Source organism: Pseudomonas sp. NUPR-002 (assembly GCF_056322725.1).
The window spans coordinates 4,170,511-4,191,331 of the sequence record NZ_CM150476.1 but is presented as its reverse complement, the minus strand read 5'-3'; the positions used below and the strand labels follow the sequence as shown (position 1 = coordinate 4,191,331).

Here is a 20,821-nt window from a genome sequence, read left to right as displayed (position 1 = left end):
GGCTTACACCAGGGTCAGGCTCAGCATCACTGGCAGTGTCAGCGCTGCCAGTAGCGTCTGCAAGGCGATGATATTAGCCATCAGCGGCGCATTGCCGCCCATTTGCCGGGCCATTACATAGGATGACGACGCGGTGGGCAGGGCCTGGAACAGCAGGGCAATGATCGCTGCCTGACCACTGAGGCCGAGTGCCCGGCAGACGCCAAAGGTGGTCAGCGGCAGTACCAGGAACTTGAACACCGAAGCCATCAGCAACGGCCGAGGGCTGAGCCCTTGGGCGCTGCTACCCAGCGCTGCGCCGACACACAGCAAACCCAGCGGCAAGGCGGCCTGACCGAGCGCCTTAAGAGTCGGCTCGATACCGGCAGGCAACCCAATACCACTCAGGCGCAAGCTGATACCCAACGCGCAACCGACAATCAGCGGATTGCTGCAGATCGCTTTGAGCACCGCGCGAGCCGAACTGCGCGTGCCGCTGTAACGGGCGAAGACCAACACACACAGCACATTCACAGTGGGTACGATGGCCGCATTGGCCACCGCCGCCAGGGCAATGCCACCGCTGCCATAGATCCCAGCGGCCAGCGTCGCACCAATGTAGTTGTTGAAGCGTATACCGCCCTGAAATACCGAAGTGAAACTGGCATCGTCGCTGGCAGCGAAGCCCTTGCACAGCACAATCACCAGCGCACCGATCAAGGTCGAAAGCAGCAGGACTGCCACCATGTCGAACACCGGCAGGCCGGTCAGGTCAGCGGTGGCTAGACCATGCATGAACAGTGCAGGCAGCAACACGAAGTAGCTCAGGCGTTCGGCCGCCGGCCAGAAGTGCTCGCCAAGAAAACCCAGCAGACGAAGGCCGCGGCCCAAGGCAATCAGCAAGGCGATGGGCACGATAGTGGCGAGGATCAAACTCAGCATCAGGCAATTTCCCTATGAGGCACTACTCCCTGGCAGGAGATGACTCAGGCTAGCCCGTAGCATTGAAAGAAAAAAACGCTGAATTCTCAATCGACTGTTGAGAAAAACTTCACAGTTGATTCAGTGCAGCGGTCAATGCCGCCGTCAGGTGACGGCGACGGCTGTTGGCATGCTCAAGCAGACCGACATAGCGCACCCGCTGCGGCTCGCCAAAAGGCAGCAGGGTTACCGCTGGCAAACGCTGCAGGTCTTCATCTGCCAGCGGCACGATGGCCACCCCCAGGCCCATCGAGGCCATGTGCGTCAGCGCTTGCTGGCTGTCCAGTTCCATCTGCTCGCTGACGGCAAGCTGTTGCTTGCGCAGTTCCTGTTCAATGATGCGTCCGGCCCAGGCGCGTTTGTCGAAGCGCAGGAAGGGCTGGCTGGCAAGCAACTCCCGCAGGCTCAAGTGGGCATAGGCAGGCCCCGCTACAGCCCAGAAGCGGTTCGTGTAAAGCGGCGTAAAGTTCAGGTTCGCCGGGTAGGGCGGTACGGGCTCGGTGGTGATCGCCGCATCCAGTTCGCCGTCTTCAACGCGGCGGGCAAGCTCGGCCGACATGCCGGAGAGCACACTGATATGCAGGTGCGGGTGTTCAGCCTTGATCTGCACCAGTGCCGCGGGCAAGCGCCCGGCGAGCGCAGTTTGAATCGCACCGATCTTGATGCGTCCGCGCAGGCCCGGGCCGCTGACCAGCGCATCAGCCATGTCATCGTAAGCGGCCAGAATGCCTTCGGCGCGCTCAACCGCCAGATGCCCGGCTGGGGTCAGGCTGACTTGGCGCCGGCTACGGTCGAACAGGCTGACCTGCAGTTCTTCTTCAAGGCTGCGAATATGCAGGCTGACGGCAGAAGGTGTCAGGCTCAAGACATCCGCCGCTCGGGCAAAGCTGCCGTGACGGGCGATGGTCACCAGGGTGCGCAGGGCTTTGAGCGACAAACGCAGGCTCCGATTGTGGTGGGAAGACGGCGTTCATGATGGCGTTGATCAACGCTGATTGAAAGCACCCGACTTCGGCTGGCCATACGCCTGGGTAATCCGGTCGATCACCATTGCCAGTGCGACGATCGCCAGGCCAGCTTCAACGCCTTTGCCAACGTTGAGCGTCTGAATGCCTGCCAGTACATCTTCGCCCAGGCCGCGTGCGCCGATCATCGAGGCCACCACTACCATCGACAAGGCCATCATCACCGACTGATTGAGCCCGGCCATGATGCTGGGCATCGCCAATGGCAGCATCACCCGGCGCAAGCGTTGCCAGCGCCCGGCGCCCAGCCCTTGTGCGGCCTGGGTCAGGGACGGGTCGATCTGCGACAAACCCAGTTCGGTCAGGCGGATCAAAGGTGGTAGCGCATAGATCAAAGTAGCGAAAATCGCCGGGACTTTGCCCAGGCCAAATAGCATCAACACCGGGATCAGGTAGACGAAGCTCGGCAGGGTCTGCATGACGTCGAGCACTGGCATCATCAGTTGCCGCGCCCGAGGGCGGCTGGCCAGCAGGATGCCGATGGGTACGCCGATGAGGATGCACAGTGCGGTGCTCACCAGCACCAGTGCACAGGTTTGCAGGAGTTTGTCCCACAACCCGATCACGCCAATCAGAAACAGCAGGCCGGTCAGCACCAGCGCCCGGACGATGCTGCGGCTGGCATGCCAGGTGAGCACGGCGACAATCAGCAGCAACAGCCACCAGGGCGTAGCACGCAACAGGTTTTCCAGGCCGACCAGCAGTTGCAGCAAGCCATCGGAAACCCCGCGTAACTGATCACCGTAAGCCAGCACCAGCCAGTCGACAAACCGGTTAACCGCATCCGCGAAGGAAAAATGCAGCGCCTGTGGAAAGCCTTCACTCACAGGCTGGCCTCGACGCGTTTGCCGACCTCAGCGGGCAGCCAGGCTTTCCAGATATCCGGGTGATCACGCATGAAGCGTTGCGCGGCGGCCTTGGCGGGCTCGCGGGTTTCGCTCATCTGCGCCAGGGCCTTGTTCAAAGTCTCGATCGGCAGGTCGACCCGGGTAAACACCTCGACCAGCTCAGGATAGTGCTGACGAAACGCGGCGGAAACGCCGATCGACAGTTTCGCCGGCAGTGAGCGGCTGCCTTGCGGGTTGGGGTTGCTGGCGTCGGTGAGGGTGTTCCAGGCCTGTTGATTGAAGGGCGGTTCTTCCAGGCGAGTCAGGGCGAAGCGGCCCATCAATGGGGTCGGTGACCAGTAGTAGAACAGCACTGGTTTGCCGCGGCGGATCGCCGAGGTGATTTCAGCATCCAGGGCCGCGCCGGAGCCGCTGCGAAAATTGACGTAGTCCTGGTCCAGGCCATAGGCCTTGAGTTTTTGGCTATTGACCGTCTCAGAGGTCCAGCCGCTGGGGCTGTTGAGGAAGCGGCCTTTGTCGGGTGCTTCTGCGTCGGCGAACACCGATTTGTACTGCTTCAAGTCACTCACAGCGCGCAGCTCGGGGGCCAGCGCCTGGATGTCGCGAGCCGCATCACCCTTGATCACATAGGTCGGGACATACCAGCCCTCATCGGCATTTTTCACCGTGTCGCCAAGCGCGAACACCTGACCGGCCTGCTCGGCCTTGATCCAGGCTGGGCTGCGGCCTGCCCATTCTTCGGCGATCACCTGAATGTCGTTACGCGCCAGCGCCACTTCCATGCTCACGGTGCTGCCGGGGAGGGTGTCGGTGGGGTAGCCGTAACCCTTCTCGACGATCAGGCGCAGGATTTCGGTGGTCAATGCCCCGCTTTCCCAGGTGATGTCGCCAAAGTGGATGGGCGTGCGCTGATCGGCAGCGGCGGCGGTGTTACTCGCCAGACTCAGGGCCAGCAGCAGGCCAGCCAGCAGGGTCGGGATGTTCTTCATCGGCGCCTCGTCGTTGGCGGGTGTACAGATTCGGGCAAGTGTAGACGACGAGGGGGAGGCAATGCAGCAGGGGAGGCTGCGCTAGCCGATCCTGGGCGCTGGCAGAGGCCGCGCGCCCAGGAAATGAGCAGTGAAAGGAAGGGGCTTCAGACGCGGAACTGATCCATCAAGCCTTGCTGCTGGTTGGCCAGGCTGTTGAGCGACTGGCTGACGCGGGCCGACTCGTTGGCCTGGCCAGACAGCGATTCGGTCACATCACGAATGGTCGCCACGTTGTTGTTGATCTCCTCGGCTACGGCGCTTTGCTCTTCGGCGGCGCTGGCGATCTGCAGGTTCATGTCGCTGATCACCGTGACCGCATCGCCGATCTGCTGCAGGGCGGTAACCGCCTGGCCAACTTGATCGACGCTGCCCTGGGCCTGACGATGGCTGCTGTCCATGGCGCCAACCACCTCACGGGTGCCGGCCTGCAGTTCTTCGATGACCTGTCGGGTTTCCTCCACCGACTCCTGAGTGCGGCGCGCGAGGTTGCGCACCTCATCGGCAACCACCGCAAAACCGCGGCCGGCTTCACCGGCGCGGGCCGCTTCAATGGCCGCGTTGAGTGCCAGCAGGTTGGTTTGCTCGGCGATCGAGCGGATGACTTCCAGTACCGAGCCGATTTTCTCGCTGTTCTCGGCCAGGCCTTCAACCTGCGCCATGGCCGTGCTCATGTCTGCCGCCAAGGTGTCGATGCTGGTGGTGGTGCGGTCGATGACGGCCAGCCCCTGACGTGTTGCCTGATCGGCTTCACGGGCGGCCTGAGCGGCTTGTGCGGCGCTACGAGCGACGTCTTGCGCGGTGGCGCTCATTTCATGCGACGCGGTGGCAACCTGATCGACCTGGCGGTATTGCTGTTCCATGCCGGCGCTGGTCTGGCTGGCGATGGCTGAAGACTGGTCGGCGGTGTCGCGCGCGGCCTGCACCGAGCGCTTGACCTCGGCAATGGTCGGTTGCAGCTTGTCGAGGAAGCGGTTGAACCAGCCGGCCAACTCGCCCAGCTCGTCGCGTTTGTCGTAGTTCAGGCGGCGGGTCAGGTCGCCTTCACCGCTGGCGATGTCTTTGAGCATCGCCGCGACACCGAGGATCGGCCGGGTGACGCTGCGTGCCATCAGCCAGATCAGCAGCAAGCCAACGATGGCTGCCACGGCGCCGAGCACCAGCTCAATCAATGTGCCGCTGGTATTGCTGCGGTCGAGTTCCTGCTTGAGCGTTTCGGCCGGGGCGGTCAGGGCGCTTTCCGGTACATCGAGCAGCACCCCCCATGACTTGCCACCAGGGATCGGCGCGAAGGAGGCCAGCACTTTCAGGCGCTCCTTATGATGGATGCTGTGCAGCGGTGTGCTGTCGGCCAGCAGGCGAACCAGTTCCGCACCTTTCTCGGTGTCGATCTGGTCAATGCGTTGCGCCAGCTTGTTGGCGTCCGGGCTGTAGCCGGCCAGCAGGCCAACCGGGCTGAGAATGCTGACCTGGGTCTGGCCCTGGTAGAGGTTGCGGCTGGCTTGCTGACTCATGGCCTGCAGGCTGTTGAGGTTGATGTCGATCGACAGGGTGGCAATCACCTTGTCGCCGGCTTTCAGCGGAAACACGATGCTGGTCATCAGCACTTGCTGGCCGTCGATCTCGTAGAAGTAGGGTTCGATGACACAGGTTTTGCCGGTGGTGCGTGGGCACACCGACCAGGTATTGGCCGGCTCGCCGCTCGGGCCAATGCTGGTGTCGGCCATGTCTTTTTCCGGCAAGGCCATGGAGGTCAGCTGGCCGGGGGTCGGTTGTGACCAGTACAGGGCAAAGCGGCCGGTTTCGTTGCTACCCAGCTCTTCCTGGTTAACGAACAGCTCGTCTTTGTTGTCCAGCGCGTTGGGCTCGAACACCAGCGACAGCCCCAGCAGTTCGGGGTTGGCCTGCAGGGCGGCGCGTACCTGGCGGGTCAGGTCTTCGCGCAGGTCGAACGCATCGAGAAAGCGCTTTTCCGCCTGCTCACGCAGGAACAGCACCTGACGGGAGAACCCGGCGCCGTACTGATAGGCGTCCATGAATTGGCGACGAATGTTCAAGGCCTGGACTTCACCCTGGGACTCGATGCGCCCTTGGGCCGCTTCGGTGAGCATTTGCATGCTGCTGGTTTTCACCAGCTCCGAGCTGTGCTCCATGCGGTACAGCGAAAGGCCCACCAGCAGGGTAACGATGCTGGCCAGGCACAAACCGGCCAGCAGGGTGATTTTCCACTGAATGGAAAGCTGTCTGAATGACATGGCGAAGTCCTATGATCCAAAAAAGATTGAGGCTGCCGACGTTATCGGCGGATTTGCCGCGTTCTTTATTCAAACAGTCAATTTAAATGCGTCGTTTTCGTTCATTCCTACGACGCTTGTTGCGCAATGCGCTTTGACAAGCGAAGGGGCCTGCTTCAGAGTGTGCGCCCTCCATAACAATACCTATCGCTCGGCCGCTGCTTTTAAGTAGTTTGTCGCCGGGTCGGTCGCTTTTTGTCTGGTTTCTAGAGGTCACAGGAATGAATGCAGTAATTGCCGCGGTCGGCATCATGCTGATCTTGAGTCTGTCCCGCGTGCATGTGGTGATTGCCTTGATCGTCGGTGCGTTGGCGGGCGGGCTGGTCGGTGGTCTGGGTATCGAAGGCACGCTCAAGGCCTTCAATGGTGGCCTGGGTGGTGGTGCCACGGTGGCCTTGTCGTACGCCTTGCTCGGTGCGTTTGCCGTGGCGATTGCCAAGTCGGGCATGGCTCATGCCCTGGCTGACCGTATTCTGGCGATGGTTGGCCAGCAGGGGCACGCCGATGGCGGTAAGGTCAAATGGCTGCTGATCGGTCTGCTGCTGGTAGTGGCCATTTCTTCGCAGAACATTCTGCCGATCCACATTGCCTTTATTCCGCTGCTGGTGCCGCCGCTGCTTTATGTGCTGACCAAGCTGCAGATCGACCGGCGTCTGGTGGCCTGTGTGATGACCTTCGGTTTGATAACGCCCTATATGTTCCTGCCGGTTGGTTTCGGCAACATCTTCCTCAATGAAATCCTGCTGGCCAACGTCAGCCGCAGCGGCGTGGATGTCAGTGGTGTCAACGTCACCCATGCCATGGCTATCCCGGCGGCGGGCATGCTGTTCGGCTTGCTGCTGGCGGTGTTTTTCAGCTACCGCAAAAAGCGCGTCTACGACCTGGAAAAAATCGAACAGGTCGAGCAGGTGGCGGTGCGCTACAACCCGTTGACCCTGCTGGTGGCCGGTGTTGCCATTGCCGCGGCATTCATCATTCAGCTGTGGCTCGACTCGATGATCATCGGGGCGATGGCCGGTTTCCTGATTTTCTCGGTGTCCGGCATCGTGCGCTGGAAAGAAACCGATGACCTGTTCACCGAAGGCATGAAGATGATGGCCATGATCGGCTTCATCATGATTGCCGCCTCCGGTTTTGCCGAAGTGATGAAGGCTACCGGCGAGGTCAAGAGCCTGGTGGAGACCTCGGCGCTCTGGATCGACCACAGCAAAGGCGTTGGCGCACTGCTGATGTTGCTGGTGGGCCTGCTGGTGACCATGGGTATCGGCTCGTCGTTCTCTACCGTGCCAATTCTTGCCGCGATCTTCGTGCCGCTGTGCGTACAGCTGGGTTTCGACCCGGTCGCCACCGTGTGCATCGTCGGTACTGCCGGGGCGCTGGGCGATGCCGGTTCGCCGGCTTCGGATTCAACCCTGGGCCCGACTTCGGGACTGAACGTGGACGGCCAGCATCACCACATCTGGGACACTGTGGTGCCGACCTTCATCCACTACAACTTGCCGTTGCTGGCGTTCGGCTGGCTGGCGGCGATGATGCTGTAGTGAGCAGGCTACGGGGTTGAGCGCAAGGCTCAGCCCCGTGCTGGCGCCGGTGAGATGCGGTTCAGCAGCATGCTGCCGTCGTTGTTGCGGGTCAGGTAAACCGGCAGCACCTTGGGCAGGTTACTGACCAGACGCTTGATCTGGTGAGTGTCGTAGACGCCACTGATACGAATGCTGCCGGTACTTTCGTCGGCCAGCATCAAGGGCTCATCCAGGTAACGGTTGATTTGCGGCAGGGCCTGGGCAAGGCTCAGGTTGTCGAGAATCAGTTTGCCATTGCGCCAGGCCAGGCTGGTGTCATGGGCGTAGGTCTGGTTCAGGCGGGGTTCGAAGTCACCGGCCTGATAGCTGGCCTGCATGCCAGGGCCGAGGCGGTAGCCACCATCGGCATCGCGGGCATCGCTGCTGACCAGCACCGAACCCTCGACCAGGGTCACTTTGACCTGATCTTCATACTTCCACACATTGAACTGGGTGCCGGTCACACGGGTTTGGCCCTGCGCGGCGTGGACGATGAACGGGTGCTGGCTGTCGTGCTGCACCTTGAAGAAGGCTTCGCCTTTGACCAGGGTGACCTTGCGCACATCTTTGTAGTTGGTGAAGCGCAATTCAGTGCCGAGGTTCAGTTCGACCTGACTGCCGTCGCGCAGCACCACATGGCTGATAGCGTCGCCGCTTTCCAGGTATTGGTAGCTGTTCGGCAACCAGCCTTGTTCCCAGCCAACCCAGGCCCCTGCAGGCAGGGCCAGCAAGGCGATTGCCGCTGCCGAGGCATAGTGGCGCCAGGCACTACGGCGGCGCTGGGGAAGCAGGATGACCTGACCGGGTGTGCTGCTGCGTGGCAAATGGTCGGCTGTTTGCCAGATGTCCAGCATGGCCTGATATTCCTGGGCATGGAGCGGGCTGGCGGCCAGCCATTGCTCAAATGCCTGACGCTCGGCGGCCGTGCAGTCTTCAGCTTGCAGGCGCAAGCACCACTGCGCGGCGGCATCGGTAATGGCATCGTAATCGTCGGCGCTGTTGCTGGTGTGGTTCATCTAGGCTCCCGGTTTTGCCTATTCTACCTCTGCAGGGTAGGCGGCGAGAACCCGAGATAATGGCGAATGACTATCATTTGTAGGATTTTTTACTATGAAAAGTCTTACAAAATCACCGAAATACCGCGTTACCCCGTCGCTGACGGGGTAAGCGCAGTAGCCTTTATCGACCATCGGCTGGCAGGTTGCCTTAGAACTGCTCAGCCGCCAGGCCGAACAGCGAGCTGCTACCGGCGCCAATGCTGGCTTGCAGCGACAGGGTGCGCGGCAGCAGGCGGGCAAAGTAGAAGGCGGCGGTGGCGCGCTTAGCCCCGTAGAATGCCGGATCTTGTGTGAGCTTCGCTTCGGCCACGCTGTCCATCCGCGCCCACATGTAGGCGTAGGCGACATAACCAAACAGCTGCAGGTATTCGACCGAGGCTGCGCCAACGGCGTTGGCATCGCTGGCGACCTGATCGCGCAGCCATTGGCTGGTGGTTTCCAGATCGCTGGTGGCTTTGAGCAGTGCCTCGCGATAAAGCGTTCCGCCTTCACAGAACTGACGAATCTCGGCAACGAATTCCGCCAGGGCCCTGCCGCCGTCTGCCACCACCTTGCGGCCCAACAGGTCGAGGGCCTGGATACCATTGGTGCCTTCATAGATTTGCGCGATGCGCACATCGCGCACCAACTGTTCCTGGCCCCATTCGCGGATATAGCCGTGACCGCCGAACACTTGCTGGCCGAGCACGCAGCTTTCCAGACCGGTGTCGGTGAAAAACGCCTTGGCCACCGGGGTCAACAGGGCCACTTGGCGCTGTGCGATGTCCCGTTCTTCGACGTGCTCGGCGTACTTGGCGATGTCCAGCTGTTGGCCGACGTAAGTGGCGAAGGCTCGGCCACCTTCGTTCAGCGCCCGCATGGTCAGCAACATGCGGCGTACATCGGGGTGAACGATAATCGGGTCGGCAATCCGCTCACGCGCCTGCGCACCAGTGGCAGCTCGGCTTTGCAGACGATCCTGGGCATAGCGGGCGGCGTTCTGATAAGACGCTTCGGCGCAGCCGATGCCCTGAATTCCGATCGACAGGCGTTCGTAGTTCATCATCGTGAACATCGCCGCCAGACCGCGATTCGCTTCGCCAATCAGGTAACCCGTGGCACCGTCGAAGTTCATCACACAGGTGGCCGAAGCCTTGATCCCCATTTTGTGTTCGAGTGAGCCGCAGTGTGCCGGGTTACGCGCACCGAGGCTGCCGTCGGCATTGAGCAGAAACTTGGGCACCAGAAACAGCGAGATACCCTTGGGCCCGGCAGGGGCATCGGGCAGTTTGGCCAACACCAGATGGATGATGTTTTCGGTCAGGTCCTGTTCGCCACCGGTAATGAAGATCTTCGTGCCGCTGATACGGTAGCTGCCATCGGCGCTGGGTTCGGCCTTGGTGCGAATGATCCCAAGGTCAGTACCGGCATGCGGTTCGGTCAGGCACATGGTGCCCGCCCACTGACCGCTGTACAGCGGCGGCAGGTAGGTGGCCTTGAGGGCATCGCTGGCATGGGCATCCAGCGCCAGGCAGCAACCAGCGCTGAGTGCCGAGTAGAGGCTGAAGCTACAGTTGGCGGCGTAAAGCATTTCCTCGAACTGCACGGCGAGCATTTTCGGCATGCCCAAACCCCCCAGTTCAGGGTTGCCAGCCAGCCCGACCCAACCGCCTTCGCGGTAGGTTTGCCAGGCCTGGGCAAAACCGTCCGGGGTGCGCACCTGGCCGTTGTCGAAGGTCACGCCCTGTTCATCGCCGCTGCGGTTGAGCGGGGCAATCAACTGGCCGGTAATTTTTGCCGCTTCTTCCAGAATGGCCTCGGCCATGTCGGCGTCTACCCGCTCGGCCAGAGCCGGCAGGCGCGCCCACAGGGCAGGGCCCTGAAAGACTTCGTGCAGAACAAAGCGCATGTCGCGCAGCGGAGCGTTGAATTCAGGCATACAGGGTCTCGCTATAAAGAGGGATCAGAGCGCCTTGGCCCAGTCGCGCAGCAGGTACTTCTGGATCTTGCCGGTGGAGGTTTTCGGCAGTTCACTGAAGACCACGGTCTTGGGCAGCTTGAAGCCAGCCAGGTGCTCACGGCAGAAGCTGATGATGTCGGCCTCAAGGGTGTGCTCGCAGCCCGCTTTGAGGGTGATGTAGGCGCATGGGGTTTCTCCCCATTTTTCATCCGGGCGGGCGACGACTGCCGCTTCAAGCACAGCCGGGTGCTTGTACAAGGTGTCTTCGACCTCGATGGTGGAGATGTTCTCGCCACCGGAGATGATGATGTCTTTGAGCCGGTCCTTGATTTCGACATAGCCGTCGGCATGCCAGACCGCCAGGTCGCCGGTGTGGAACCAGCCGCCGCGGAAGGCTTCAGCGGTGGCTTCGGGGTTTTTCAGGTAACCCTTCATCACCGTGTTGCCACGCATGAAGATCTCGCCCAGGGTATTACCGTCACGTTGCACTGGCTCCAGGGTTTGCGGGTCGGCGACCATCAGGCCTTCCAGGGTCGGGTAGCGCACGCCCTGGCGGGACTTGATTCGCGCGCGCTCGGCCAGCGGTTGCTCGTCCCATTCGGCGTGCCAGGCGCACACGGTCACCGGCCCATAGACCTCGGTCAGACCATAGACGTGGGTGACTTTGATGCCCATTTCTTCGACCGCACCAATGACTTTGGCCGGTGGTGCAGCACCGGCCACCATGGCGTTGACCGGGTGATCGATGGCCGCTTTGGCCGAGTCGGGCATGTTGATCAGGGCATTGAGCACAATCGGTGCGCCGCACAGATGGGTGACCTGATGTTCGCGGATCAGGGTCAGGATCCGCTGCGGATCAACGCGGCGCAGGAACACATGGGTGCCGGCCAGCGCGGTGACTGTCCACGGGTAGCACCAGCCGTTGCAATGAAACATTGGCAGGGTCCACAGGTATACCGGGTGATTGCCCATGGCCCAGGTCATCTGGTTGCCCAGGGCGTTGAGGTAGGCGCCACGGTGGTGGTAAACCACGCCTTTGGGGTTGCCGGTGGTACCGGAGGTGTAGTTCAGCGAGATGGCCTGCCACTCGTCTTCGGGCCACTGCCAGGCGAACTCGGGATCGCCTTCGGCAAGAAATGCCTCGTAATCCAGATCACTGACCGCCTGGCCTTCGCCGTATTCCGGGTCATCAACATCCACCACCAGCGGCGGGTGCTCCATCAGCGCCAGTGCCCCGGCGATGACGTTGTGAAACTCGCGGTCGGTGATCAGTACTTTGGCTTCGCCGTGTTCGAGCATAAAGGCGATGGCTTCAGCGTCCAGGCGCACGTTCAGGGCATTGAGCACGGCGCCAATCATCGGTACACCAAAGTGCGCTTCGAGCATCGCCGGAATGTTCGGCAGCATCACCGCTACCGTGTCGCCCTGGCCGATACCACGTCCGGCCAAGGCACTGGCCAGGCGACGTGAACGTTCGTAGGTTTGTTGCCAATTGCGGCGGATAGCGCCATGGATCACTGCCGGGTACTGACCATAGACGGCAGCCGTGCGTTCGATGAAGCTCAGTGGGCTCAGGGCTTGGTGATTGACAGGGGCGGGCGCCAGGCCCTGGGAGAAAATCGACATGAAGTGTTCCTGTGCAGGGGGTGCCTGTATGGCGTACTGCAAACCCCCGGTGGCTGATTGTTAGCTCTGATCAGGTGTCGTGAAGGGCTGGCCCTTCAGGTGTCACATTTTTACGTGAGTCGCTATGGTACTTGGAAGATAGACTATAGCAATATAGTAGAAGTACTATATTGGCTTTCAGGCCCATCGACTGAGTGCCGCCATGACGCTTTTGCTCGCCAGCGATCCACAGCCCAGCCTGCTGCTGGACGCCTCTGCCGCCGTGCTGGAGGTCAACCCGGCCTTGCAGGCCATGCTTGGCCCCTGGCCGCAGCGCACGGTCGACTACTGGTTGCCCGGCAACTTCCAGGCGCTGGTCAATGCCTGTTTGCGCCAGGGGCGCGCTATCAGTGATGTCGAAGCGCTGGTGGCCGAGCGCATTCTGCTCTGGACGTTCATCCCCGCCAGCGCCGATCAGGTATTGCTGCGCTGCCGTGACGCCAGCCTGGAGCGTCAGGCCGAACGAGAGGCCAGTCAGGCACGACGCCTGTATCGCCTGATCACGGAAAACACCACCGACCTGATATCCCGCCACAGCCCAGACGGCTGTTTCCTTGATGCCTCACCGGCCTCTTACCGGCTGCTGGGTTATTGGCCTGAACAATTGCGCGGGGTGCCTGTGCAATCGCTGTTTCATCCTCAGGACCGCCAGCAGTCGTTGCAACAGGCTGCCCACGCCCTGGAGCAGGACGGCTACCAGACCATGACGTGCCGGGTACGTCACCGCGATGGCCGTTATTTGTGGTTCGAGATCGCCAGCCGCGCCATCCGCGAAACCTACACTGGCGCGGTGGTCGAGATTGTCAGCGTGTCACGGGATATCACCGTGCGCGTTGAGGCTGAAGAAAACCGCCGACGCCTGGCCGAAGTGGTCGAGGCCAACACGGACCTGGTGCTGTTCACCGATCGCGACGGTCATCTGAGCTATCTCAATCGCTCGGCGCGTCAGGCCCTTGGGCTGCAGCAGGTAACTGAATTGCCCGGGCTGCAGGCCTTGCTTGACCCGAACTTGCTGCAACGCCTGGACCGCGAAGGCTGGCACTGCGCCGAACGCACCGGTGTGTGGCAGGTTGAGACGCGGCTTATTCCCTGGCAGGGCAAGGCGGCGTTTCCGGTGTCGTTGGTGCTGCTGGCCCATCAAGGCAGCGGTGATGAACGCTATTACTCGTTGGTGGCCCGCGACATGACCGAACGCGAGTTGCGCGAAGGCCAGCAACGCCGTCATCAAGATGAACTGGCTCACAGCGCCCGGTTAATCACCCTGGGTGAGCTGGCGTCGGGGATTGCCCATGAAATCAATCAACCGCTGGCGGCCGTGGTCAATTATGCCGGGGCCAGCCAACGTTACCTGCAGGCTCTGGATCGCGATCCGCAAGCCGCCGTCCGGGTTGCCAAGGGCTTGCAGCGCATCAGTGAGCAGGCCACTCATGCTGCAGCGGTGATCAAACGCCTGCGCGCGTTTCTGCGTAAAGAGCCCAGACGTCTGCAGGCCTTGGCCATTGCCGATGTTGCCTTGGAGGCAGTACGTCTGTGTGACTGGGAGGCGGCGCGCGATCATGTACAGATCGAACTACAGATCGCCGACGTGCTGCCTGCGGTGTATGCCGATCGCGTCCTGCTCGAACAGGTATTGCTCAACCTGTTGCGCAATGCCATCGATGCCAACCGCGAGCAGCATCGCGGGCAACCCTCAGGTATTGTGCTCAGCGCTGAAACGGTAGCGGGGCAGGTGCAGATTCAGGTCAGTGACCAGGGGCCGGGTGTGGCGCCGGAGCGCCTGGATGGCATCTTTACCCCGTTCAACACCAGCAAGCCGGAAGGCCTGGGCCTTGGCCTGAGCATGAGCCGCAGTATTATCGAAGGTTTTGGCGGCACCTTGCAGGCGATGCCGGGGGCGGCGGGCGGGTTGATTCTGTGTTGTCGGCTGGCGCCGGTGGCAAGCGTCGGAGCAGAGGAAAAGTGATGCAGCAACCGAAAGTCTATGTGGTCGATGACGACCAGGGCATGCTCGATTCAACGGTTTGGCTGTTGGAGTCGGTGGGCATTGAGGCGCTGGCGTTTACCAGTGGTCAGGCGTTTTTAGCCGCCTGTGACGCGCATTTGCCCGCCTGTGTGCTGCTTGATGTGCGCATGCCCGGGATGGGCGGGCTGAGCGTGCAGGAGGCCTTGCGTGGGCGCGGTATCGATTTGCCGGTGATCTTTCTCAGCGGGCATGCCGACGTACCGATTGTGGTGAGGGCATTCAAAGCCGGGGCCTGCGACTTTATCGAAAAGCCCTACAACGACCAATTGTTGCTCGACGCAGTGCAAGCGGCGCTCGAGCGTTCACAGCAAACCCTGGCGGGCAGTGGGCCGCGGGCACAGGTGCAGGCACGGATCGACAGCCTGACGCCGCGCGAGCGCGATGTGTTTGTCCCGCTGGTGCAGGGTTTCAGCAACCGTGAGATTGCCGAGCAGCTTGAGGTCAGCGTGAAAACCGTGGACCTGTATCGGGCACGGGTGATGAAACGCATGGAGGCCGAGCACCTGCCAGCCCTGGTGGGGATGGCCATCGCCTGTGGGGTGGTGCACCCCCTGAACCTGCGTTGATCACACCACCCGGTAGGCGCGGGCTTGCCCCGCGATTGCGGTGTACCGGTCACATCGCTTCGCGGGGCAAGCCCACTCCTACTGTTCGTTAGGGGCGGCGGCCGAGCAGCAGCCCTACCACCAGGCCAAACCCGGCAGAAATGGCCACTGTCTGCCAGGGGTGACCACCAATGTAGTCATGGGTGGCATCGACCATCGGCTGTGCCTTGCTGCGCACATTACTCACCGCTTCACCCGCCTGTTTGAGCTTGAGCCCAACCTGAGCGCGCAGGGTTTCGGCGTCTTCGCCTACCAGTGCGGCGCTGTCACGCAGCAGTTTTTCCGATTCTTCGATCAAAGCCTGTAGCTCGCTGAATGCCTGATCCTTGATTTGCTCAGCTTCGGCTTGCACGGTGGTTTTCCTGGCCATGGGCAGTTCCTCATCGATTGATAGGCGTTGAACAGTGGATGTCGGTGGGCGCGGAAAGTTGCAGTGGTTTGCCGGACCCTTCTGGCTACAGTGTAAGATAGCGCCTATTTTTTCAGCGGCAGGACATCCCTCATGAGTTTCAATCTGGCCAACAAGAGCTTCGCCGAACGGGCGCAGATCGAGGACGAGAAAGCGCGCCTGTTCGAGCTCTGGCAAACCAACCTGGGCAAGGCCAAGGGCGAAGCCGCCCGGCTGATCGCGGAAAAGCCACGGCGCAAAGGCAAATGGGCCGAGTGGGTACGCGCCGAGCTGGACGGCATGTCACCGCCCGAGTTCTCCAATATGGTGCGCAGCGAGGTCAACAAACTGATGGCGGCAGCCAAGTAAGCGCAGGTCTTGCTGCGGGCCTTGTTGAAAGACGTTAGTGTTTTGAACGATACTGTTTCTCATTAACGTCTACCTTCTGCTGCCAAGGCCCTCCGAATTCCTCCATGTTGACGTCTCCCGTGTCCGGGCTGCTTGCCAGCTTTCAGGAACATTACGATGACCTGCTGCAGTTTCTGACCCGGCGCATGAGCGACCGTCAGCGTGCTGCCGACGTGGCGCAGGAAACCTACCTGAAACTGGTCAAGATCGAGCAGCAGCAGACGCTCTCGGTGCTGCACGCGCGCAGCTTTATTTTCCGTGTGGCCGGCAACCTGGCCATCGATACGTTGCGCCGTGAACAGCGCATGGCCGGTAACCTTGACGACAGCGCCGCAGCCAGTGAAGTGGCGTGCCCGGCCCCGGCGCCGGAGGCTGCCTTGCTGGCGCGTGAACGCCTGGCGCAGCTGGATGAAGCCTTGCTGCAGTTGTCTCCCAACGCCCGGCAGGCGCTGTTGCTCAACCGGGTTGAGGGGTTGACCCAGGCGCAGATTGCACAACAGTTGGGTGTTTCCGAGAGCATGGTGGCAAAATACATCGGCCAGGCTCTGCGCCATTGCCGGGACTGGCTCAAACACAACCATGATTGACGCCCTCGCCATGCCTGTTCCGCAGCCGATCAGTGATTTGTCCGACGATGCCCTCGACTGGCAGGTGCGCCTGCATTCCGGTACGGCCAGCGATGCTGATCGTGCCCACTACCAGCGCTGGCGGCAGTTGAGTGCGGCGCACACCGCAGCGGCCGAGGAGGCGGAAGCCTTGTGGGGCGATCTGGGGCAGACGCAAGCGGCTGCAGCGCTGACCGTTGCGGCGCCACGTCGCCCTCGCTGGGGCCGCGCGCTGGCCGCGTCACTGGCGCTGGCGCTGGTGGGGTACGGCAGTTGGCAACAGGCGCCGGTCTTGATGGCTGACTATCACACCGGCGTTGGCCAACAGCAGCGCATTACTTTGGCAGACGGCTCGCATGTGCTGCTCAACAGTGGCAGTGCTTTGTCGGTGGACTTCAGCGACGCGCAGCGGCGGGTGATGCTCAAAGCAGGAGAAGCACTGTTCGAACCCGCGGCCGATGCCCGGCCGTTCATCGTTGAGGCCGGGGACGAGTCGGTGCAGGGTAATGGCGCAGTGTTCAGCGTGCGTCGCCAGGGCAGTCAGAACAGTGTGGTGATTGCCCAAGGTGAGGCACAGGTCGGCACGCGTACCTTGCAGGCCTCGGCCGATGCCAAGGCGCAGTTGGCCTGGCAGCGCGGCAAGCTGATCTTCAATGGCAAGCCGTTGCGTGAGGTATTGGCCGAGCTGGAACGCTACCAGCATGGGCGCATCGTGCTGTCCGACCAGCAACTGGGGGCGATGCAGGTCAGCGGGGTGTTCGACCTGGATGACCCGCTGGGGTTGTTGCATACGCTTGAGCAGCGGTATGCGCTGAAGGTGACCTATTTGCCGTGGTTAGCGGTGGTGTACTGACGCGCAACGGTGGGAGCAACTGTCTTGCACCACCTGTGGGAGCGGGCTTGCCCCGCGAGGCGATGTCGGCTGATACACCGCTATCGCGGGGCAAGCCCGCTCCTACCGGGAAAGTAATCAAAAAAATTTCAATTTGGCACTGCAAGTTCTTCCTCGCCCAATCGTCGTAGTGAGACTGATCAGCAATCCATTCTCATTTACACCTTTGTCTGGAAGAACATTGTGAAGGGTACGCTCAAGCCAATTGCCCGCTCCACCGGCAGCTTCAAACATGCGCTGCTGGCTTCAACCGCCGTCGCCGCGCTGCTCGGCCCGGTCTGGGCGCTCGCCGCCGAGGCGGTGACCGCTGCACACACCAGCACTCAGCAAGACCGCGAAGTCAGCCTGTCGTTACCGGCCCAGGACCTCGACCTGGCGCTGACCGCCTTTGCCGATCAGGCCGGTGTGCATTTGCTGTTCACCACGGCCGACGTTGCCGGTTTGCACAGCCCGGCGCTGGAGGGGCGCTACAGCATTGCCCAGGCACTGCAGCAACTGTTGGCGGGCAGCGGCATGAGCTGGCAGTTCAGCGATGCGCGCACGATTATCCTGCGCAAGGCCCAGGCTCAACCAACCAGCGTCAACCTCAAGCCGATTGAAGTCAGCGTCGCCTCGCGCACCAGCACCTCGATCAGTGAAATCCCCGGCACCGTCTGGGTGGTGGACCAGCAGCAGCTCAATGAGCAGATCAGCAGTGGTGTCAGCCTCAAGGAAGCCATCGGCAAGCTGGTACCGGGCCTGGACCTGGCGCCGGAAGGGCGTACCAACTACGGCCAGAACATGCGCGGTCGCAACGTGCTGGTGATGATCGATGGGGTCAGCCAGAACAGTTCCCGTGGCCTGTCGCGCCAGTTCGACAGCATTTCGCCGTTTAACGTCCAGCGCGTGGAAGTGCTGTCCGGTGCCAGCGCCCTGTACGGTGGCGGCGCCACCGGCGGCATCATCAACATCGTCACCAAGAAGGGTGAAGCGGGGCCGACGCGTTTCGAAACCCAGGTGGGTGCCAGCAGCGGCTTCAACAACAGTGATGACCTTGCAACACGCATTGCTCAGTCGGTCAGCGCTGGCAACGAGCGGGTCAACGCGCGCCTGGGCGTTTCTGCCGAGCAGAATGAAGCCTTCTATGATGGCGCCGGTGATCAGATCTTCATCGACAACACCCAGACCGACCTGCAATACAACCGCACCATCGACGTGCTGGGCAGTCTCGGCCTGAATTTCAACGAGCAACAGAGCCTCGACCTGCTGGCCCAGTACTACGACTCCGGCAACAACGGCAGCACCGGGATCTATTTCCCCAACCTCAATCACAACGCACCGTCGAACCTGGAAGATGCCGAGCTGCGCGGCGGTTACTCCACCGACCTGGAACCACGTACCAAGCGCCTGTTGCTCAACGCCAACTATCACCACAGCGATGTGCTCGGCCAGGACTTCTACCTGCAGGCGTCGTACCGCAAGGAAGACGACAACTTCTACCCGTTCCCGTACTACAACCCCGGCAAACCTGCGGGGGTCAAGGGTGTGTACTTCGCCGCGTCGCAGCAGAACTTCGAAGTCAGCAGCCTCAAGGCCCTGTTCGCCAAACAATGGGATACGCTGAAACTGACCTACGGCGTGGACCTGGACCGCGAGCGCTTCAACGCCGAGCAGACCACTTTCGACGCCCTGACCTCGTCTGAAAGTGGTGGCCTTGACCTGGATAAAGCCAGCAAAGCCCCGCGGTATCCCAGTTATCGCGTCGATGGCCTGTCGTACTACGCTCAGCTGGACTGGCACGCCACCGATAACCTGACCTTCTCTGGTGGTGCCCGTCGCCAGCAAATGGATGTTGATGTCGGTAACTTCAAGAACGTGCCCGGCGGCAGTAACGACTACCAGGTCAACCTGTTCAACCTCGGCACCATCTACGACTTCAAGAATGGTCATCAGGTCTGGACCAACTATGGCGAAGGCTTCGATTTGCCGGACCCAGCCAAGTATTACGGCAAGCCCGGCTTGAGTGTCGAAGACAACCCGCTGGCTGGGATCAAGAGTCGCCAGGTGGAAATGGGCTGGCGTTACGCCGACCTGGATTGGGACGCCCAGGCGGCGCTGTATTACATCTGGTCGGACAAGATCATCACCACTGACATGGCCACCCTGACCATCAATGTCGAGGATCAGAAAAGCCGCGACTTCGGTTTCGAAGGCGCACTGACCCGCCGTTTCGAAAGCGGCTGGGAAGCCGGTAGCACCCTGCACCTGGTGCGCTCTGAAGAAGAGGACAAGGACGGCGACTGGATCAAGCGCGATGCGCGTTATGCCTCGCTGTCCAAGTCCACCGCGTTTATCGGCTGGAAGGAGGAGGGGCGCAGTGCACGCTTGCAAGCCAACCACGCCTTCACCCTCAAAGATGATGCCGACCACAAGATCAACGGCTACACCACCTTCGACCTGCTGGGCAGCCAGGACACCGGGTTCGGGACCTTCAGTGCCGGTATCCAGAACCTGCTGGACAAACAGTACAGTACGGTCTGGGGCCAGCGTGCCACGCTGTTCTACTCACCGACCTACGGCCCTGCCTACCTTTACGATTATCAGGGCCGTGGCCGCACTTACACCCTGACCTGGTCGATGGCCTATTGAGTCAAGTGAAGGCGCTCAGCAAGTCGTCGCTAAAGGCCTGCTGAGCGTCGCTCGGCACCTGAGCGCGGTGGCGGGCCAGCACAAAGGGCACCTGAAAATTCAGCGCCGGGTCCAGGCCGTGCAGCAGGCCACGCTCGACCCACGGGGCGGCGAAATGGCAGGGCAGGTAGCCAATGTGGCGCCCTGAAAGAATAAAAGCCAAGGCGCCCTCAACCTGCTCGGAGCGCGCTGAGGCTCGACCGCCGCTCAGTGGCGCGGGCGTTTTCAGAAAGCTGTAGGGGTGCTCGACCTGATCCGCCTCGCGCAGCGTGTCCAGGCTCAGCGCTGGAAGAGTGGCGAACGGGTGGTGGCTGGCGCAGTACAGGCGTTGGTTTTCCTCAAACAAGGGCGTGTAGTCAAACGCCGTCTGTTTACCGGAAAAGTAGCCGATGGCCAGGTCCAGGCGCTGCTGCAACAGCAAGCGCTCAAGGTCGGCTGGCATGGCGCTAACCAGTTCCAGACGTACCGACTCGTCGCGTTGGCGAAAGCGTTCGATCGCCTGCGCCAGACGCAGGGTCACGCTGCTGTCCTGAGCCTCGGAAATACCTACCCGCACCTCGCCGAGCAAGCGCCCGGCCACGCCGTTGGCCTGATGCCGGAACGCGTCGATCTGCACCAGCAATTCCCGTGTTGCCTTGAGCAGTACCTCGCCTTTGGCGGTCAGGCCAAAACCGCCCTTGCCACGGCTGCACAGGCGGTAGCCAAGGCGTGTCTCCAGGCGCGCCATCTGCTGGCTGATACTGGGCTGGCTCAGGCCCAGCACACCCTGGGCGGCACTGAAGCCGCCGGCCTCGACGACGGTGACGAACAGGCGCAACAGGTGCAGGTCGAGGTCGTGCAGTTGTCCGAGCATC

16 protein-coding genes and 1 pseudogene are annotated in these 20,821 nt (G+C 61.6%); 7 read left to right on the top strand and 10 right to left on the bottom strand.

Going from position 1 to position 20,821, the window contains the following annotated elements; translation table 11 throughout:
• Positions 1 to 3 precede the first annotated feature (3 nt).
• The 5 genes from ACVWSC_RS19060 to ACVWSC_RS19040 all read right to left on the bottom strand — a co-directional run bounded on the left by ACVWSC_RS19060 (position 4) and on the right by ACVWSC_RS19040 (position 6,116).
• Entirely contained in the window at positions 4 to 921 is a 918-nt protein-coding gene (locus ACVWSC_RS19060; RefSeq protein ID WP_442108676.1) for an AEC family transporter, read from the bottom strand.
• A 109-nt stretch (positions 922 to 1,030) separates the two neighbouring features.
• Entirely contained in the window at positions 1,031 to 1,897 is an 867-nt protein-coding gene (locus ACVWSC_RS19055; RefSeq protein ID WP_442108674.1) for a LysR family transcriptional regulator, read from the bottom strand.
• Positions 1,898 to 1,945: 48 nt separating this feature from the next.
• The gene (locus ACVWSC_RS19050; RefSeq protein ID WP_442108670.1) at positions 1,946 to 2,812 is read right to left on the bottom strand and encodes an ABC transporter permease; all 867 of its coding nucleotides are present in this window, start codon (positions 2,810 to 2,812) and stop codon (positions 1,946 to 1,948) included.
• Positions 2,809 to 3,822 (bottom strand): ABC transporter substrate-binding protein, encoded by a 1,014-nt coding sequence (locus ACVWSC_RS19045; RefSeq protein WP_442108668.1) that lies wholly within the window; start codon positions 3,820 to 3,822, stop codon positions 2,809 to 2,811. Before ACVWSC_RS19045 ends, ACVWSC_RS19050 begins: the two co-directional genes overlap by 4 nt.
• Positions 3,823 to 3,968: 146 nt before the next feature.
• Positions 3,969 to 6,116: a methyl-accepting chemotaxis protein gene (locus ACVWSC_RS19040; RefSeq protein ID WP_442108666.1), complete on the bottom strand. Its 2,148-nt coding sequence runs from the start codon at positions 6,114 to 6,116 to the stop codon at positions 3,969 to 3,971.
• Between the two features lie 260 nt (positions 6,117 to 6,376).
• Here ACVWSC_RS19040 and ACVWSC_RS19035 point away from each other — a divergent pair, with 260 nt between their 5' ends.
• Entirely contained in the window at positions 6,377 to 7,696 is a 1,320-nt protein-coding gene (locus ACVWSC_RS19035; RefSeq protein WP_442108664.1) for a Na+/H+ antiporter family protein, read from the top strand.
• Between the two features lie 29 nt (positions 7,697 to 7,725).
• On the opposite strand, the gene ACVWSC_RS19030 is transcribed toward ACVWSC_RS19035, so the two are convergent.
• The 3 genes from ACVWSC_RS19030 to ACVWSC_RS19020 all read right to left on the bottom strand — a co-directional run bounded on the left by ACVWSC_RS19030 (position 7,726) and on the right by ACVWSC_RS19020 (position 12,340).
• Complete coding sequence (locus ACVWSC_RS19030) at positions 7,726 to 8,733, bottom strand: FecR family protein (protein WP_442108662.1); 1,008 nt, start codon at positions 8,731 to 8,733, stop codon at positions 7,726 to 7,728.
• A gap of 190 nt (positions 8,734 to 8,923) precedes the next feature.
• Complete coding sequence (locus ACVWSC_RS19025) at positions 8,924 to 10,693, bottom strand: acyl-CoA dehydrogenase C-terminal domain-containing protein (protein ID WP_442108660.1); 1,770 nt, start codon at positions 10,691 to 10,693, stop codon at positions 8,924 to 8,926.
• 24 nt (positions 10,694 to 10,717) lie between these two features.
• Positions 10,718 to 12,340 carry an acyl-CoA synthetase gene (locus ACVWSC_RS19020; RefSeq protein ID WP_442108658.1) on the bottom strand — a complete coding sequence of 541 codons (1,623 nt, stop codon included), beginning with the start codon at positions 12,338 to 12,340 and terminating at the stop codon, positions 10,718 to 10,720.
• 202 nt (positions 12,341 to 12,542) lie between these two features.
• On the opposite strand from ACVWSC_RS19020, the gene ACVWSC_RS19015 reads away from it, so the two are divergent.
• Both ACVWSC_RS19015 and ACVWSC_RS19010 read left to right on the top strand, forming a co-directional pair.
• Positions 12,543 to 14,342 (top strand): PAS domain-containing sensor histidine kinase, encoded by a 1,800-nt coding sequence (locus ACVWSC_RS19015; protein WP_442108656.1) that lies wholly within the window; start codon positions 12,543 to 12,545, stop codon positions 14,340 to 14,342.
• The gene (locus tag ACVWSC_RS19010) at positions 14,342 to 14,968 is read left to right on the top strand and encodes a response regulator transcription factor (RefSeq protein ID WP_442108654.1); all 627 of its coding nucleotides are present in this window, start codon (positions 14,342 to 14,344) and stop codon (positions 14,966 to 14,968) included. The genes ACVWSC_RS19015 and ACVWSC_RS19010 overlap by 1 nt, the downstream gene beginning before the upstream one ends.
• Positions 14,969 to 15,056: 88 nt before the next feature.
• On the opposite strand, the gene ACVWSC_RS19005 is transcribed toward ACVWSC_RS19010, so the two are convergent.
• On the bottom strand, positions 15,057 to 15,377 hold the full coding sequence (locus tag ACVWSC_RS19005) for an ElaB/YgaM/YqjD family protein (RefSeq protein ID WP_442108652.1): 321 nt from the start codon (positions 15,375 to 15,377) through the stop codon (positions 15,057 to 15,059).
• 132 nt (positions 15,378 to 15,509) lie between these two features.
• Between ACVWSC_RS19005 and ACVWSC_RS19000 the strand changes: the two genes are divergently transcribed.
• The 4 genes and pseudogenes from ACVWSC_RS19000 to ACVWSC_RS18985 all read left to right on the top strand — a co-directional run bounded on the left by ACVWSC_RS19000 (position 15,510) and on the right by ACVWSC_RS18985 (position 19,928).
• Complete coding sequence (locus ACVWSC_RS19000; protein WP_133210199.1) at positions 15,510 to 15,764, top strand: hypothetical protein; 255 nt, start codon at positions 15,510 to 15,512, stop codon at positions 15,762 to 15,764.
• Positions 15,765 to 15,868: 104 nt separating this feature from the next.
• Positions 15,869 to 16,375, top strand: a pseudogene (locus tag ACVWSC_RS18995) (sigma-70 family RNA polymerase sigma factor); the annotation flags it as partial.
• A gap of 7 nt (positions 16,376 to 16,382) precedes the next feature.
• A complete protein-coding gene (locus tag ACVWSC_RS18990) occupies positions 16,383 to 17,261 on the top strand; it encodes a FecR family protein (protein ID WP_442114334.1) in 879 nt (292 codons plus the stop codon).
• Positions 17,262 to 17,483: 222 nt separating this feature from the next.
• Complete coding sequence (locus tag ACVWSC_RS18985; protein WP_442108650.1) at positions 17,484 to 19,928, top strand: TonB-dependent receptor; 2,445 nt, start codon at positions 17,484 to 17,486, stop codon at positions 19,926 to 19,928.
• Between the two features lies 1 nt (position 19,929).
• On the opposite strand, the gene ACVWSC_RS18980 is transcribed toward ACVWSC_RS18985, so the two are convergent.
• Positions 19,930 to 20,820, bottom strand: a complete 891-nt coding sequence (locus tag ACVWSC_RS18980; RefSeq protein ID WP_442108648.1) for a LysR family transcriptional regulator — start codon at positions 20,818 to 20,820, stop codon at positions 19,930 to 19,932.
• Position 20,821: the final 1 nt, after the last annotated feature.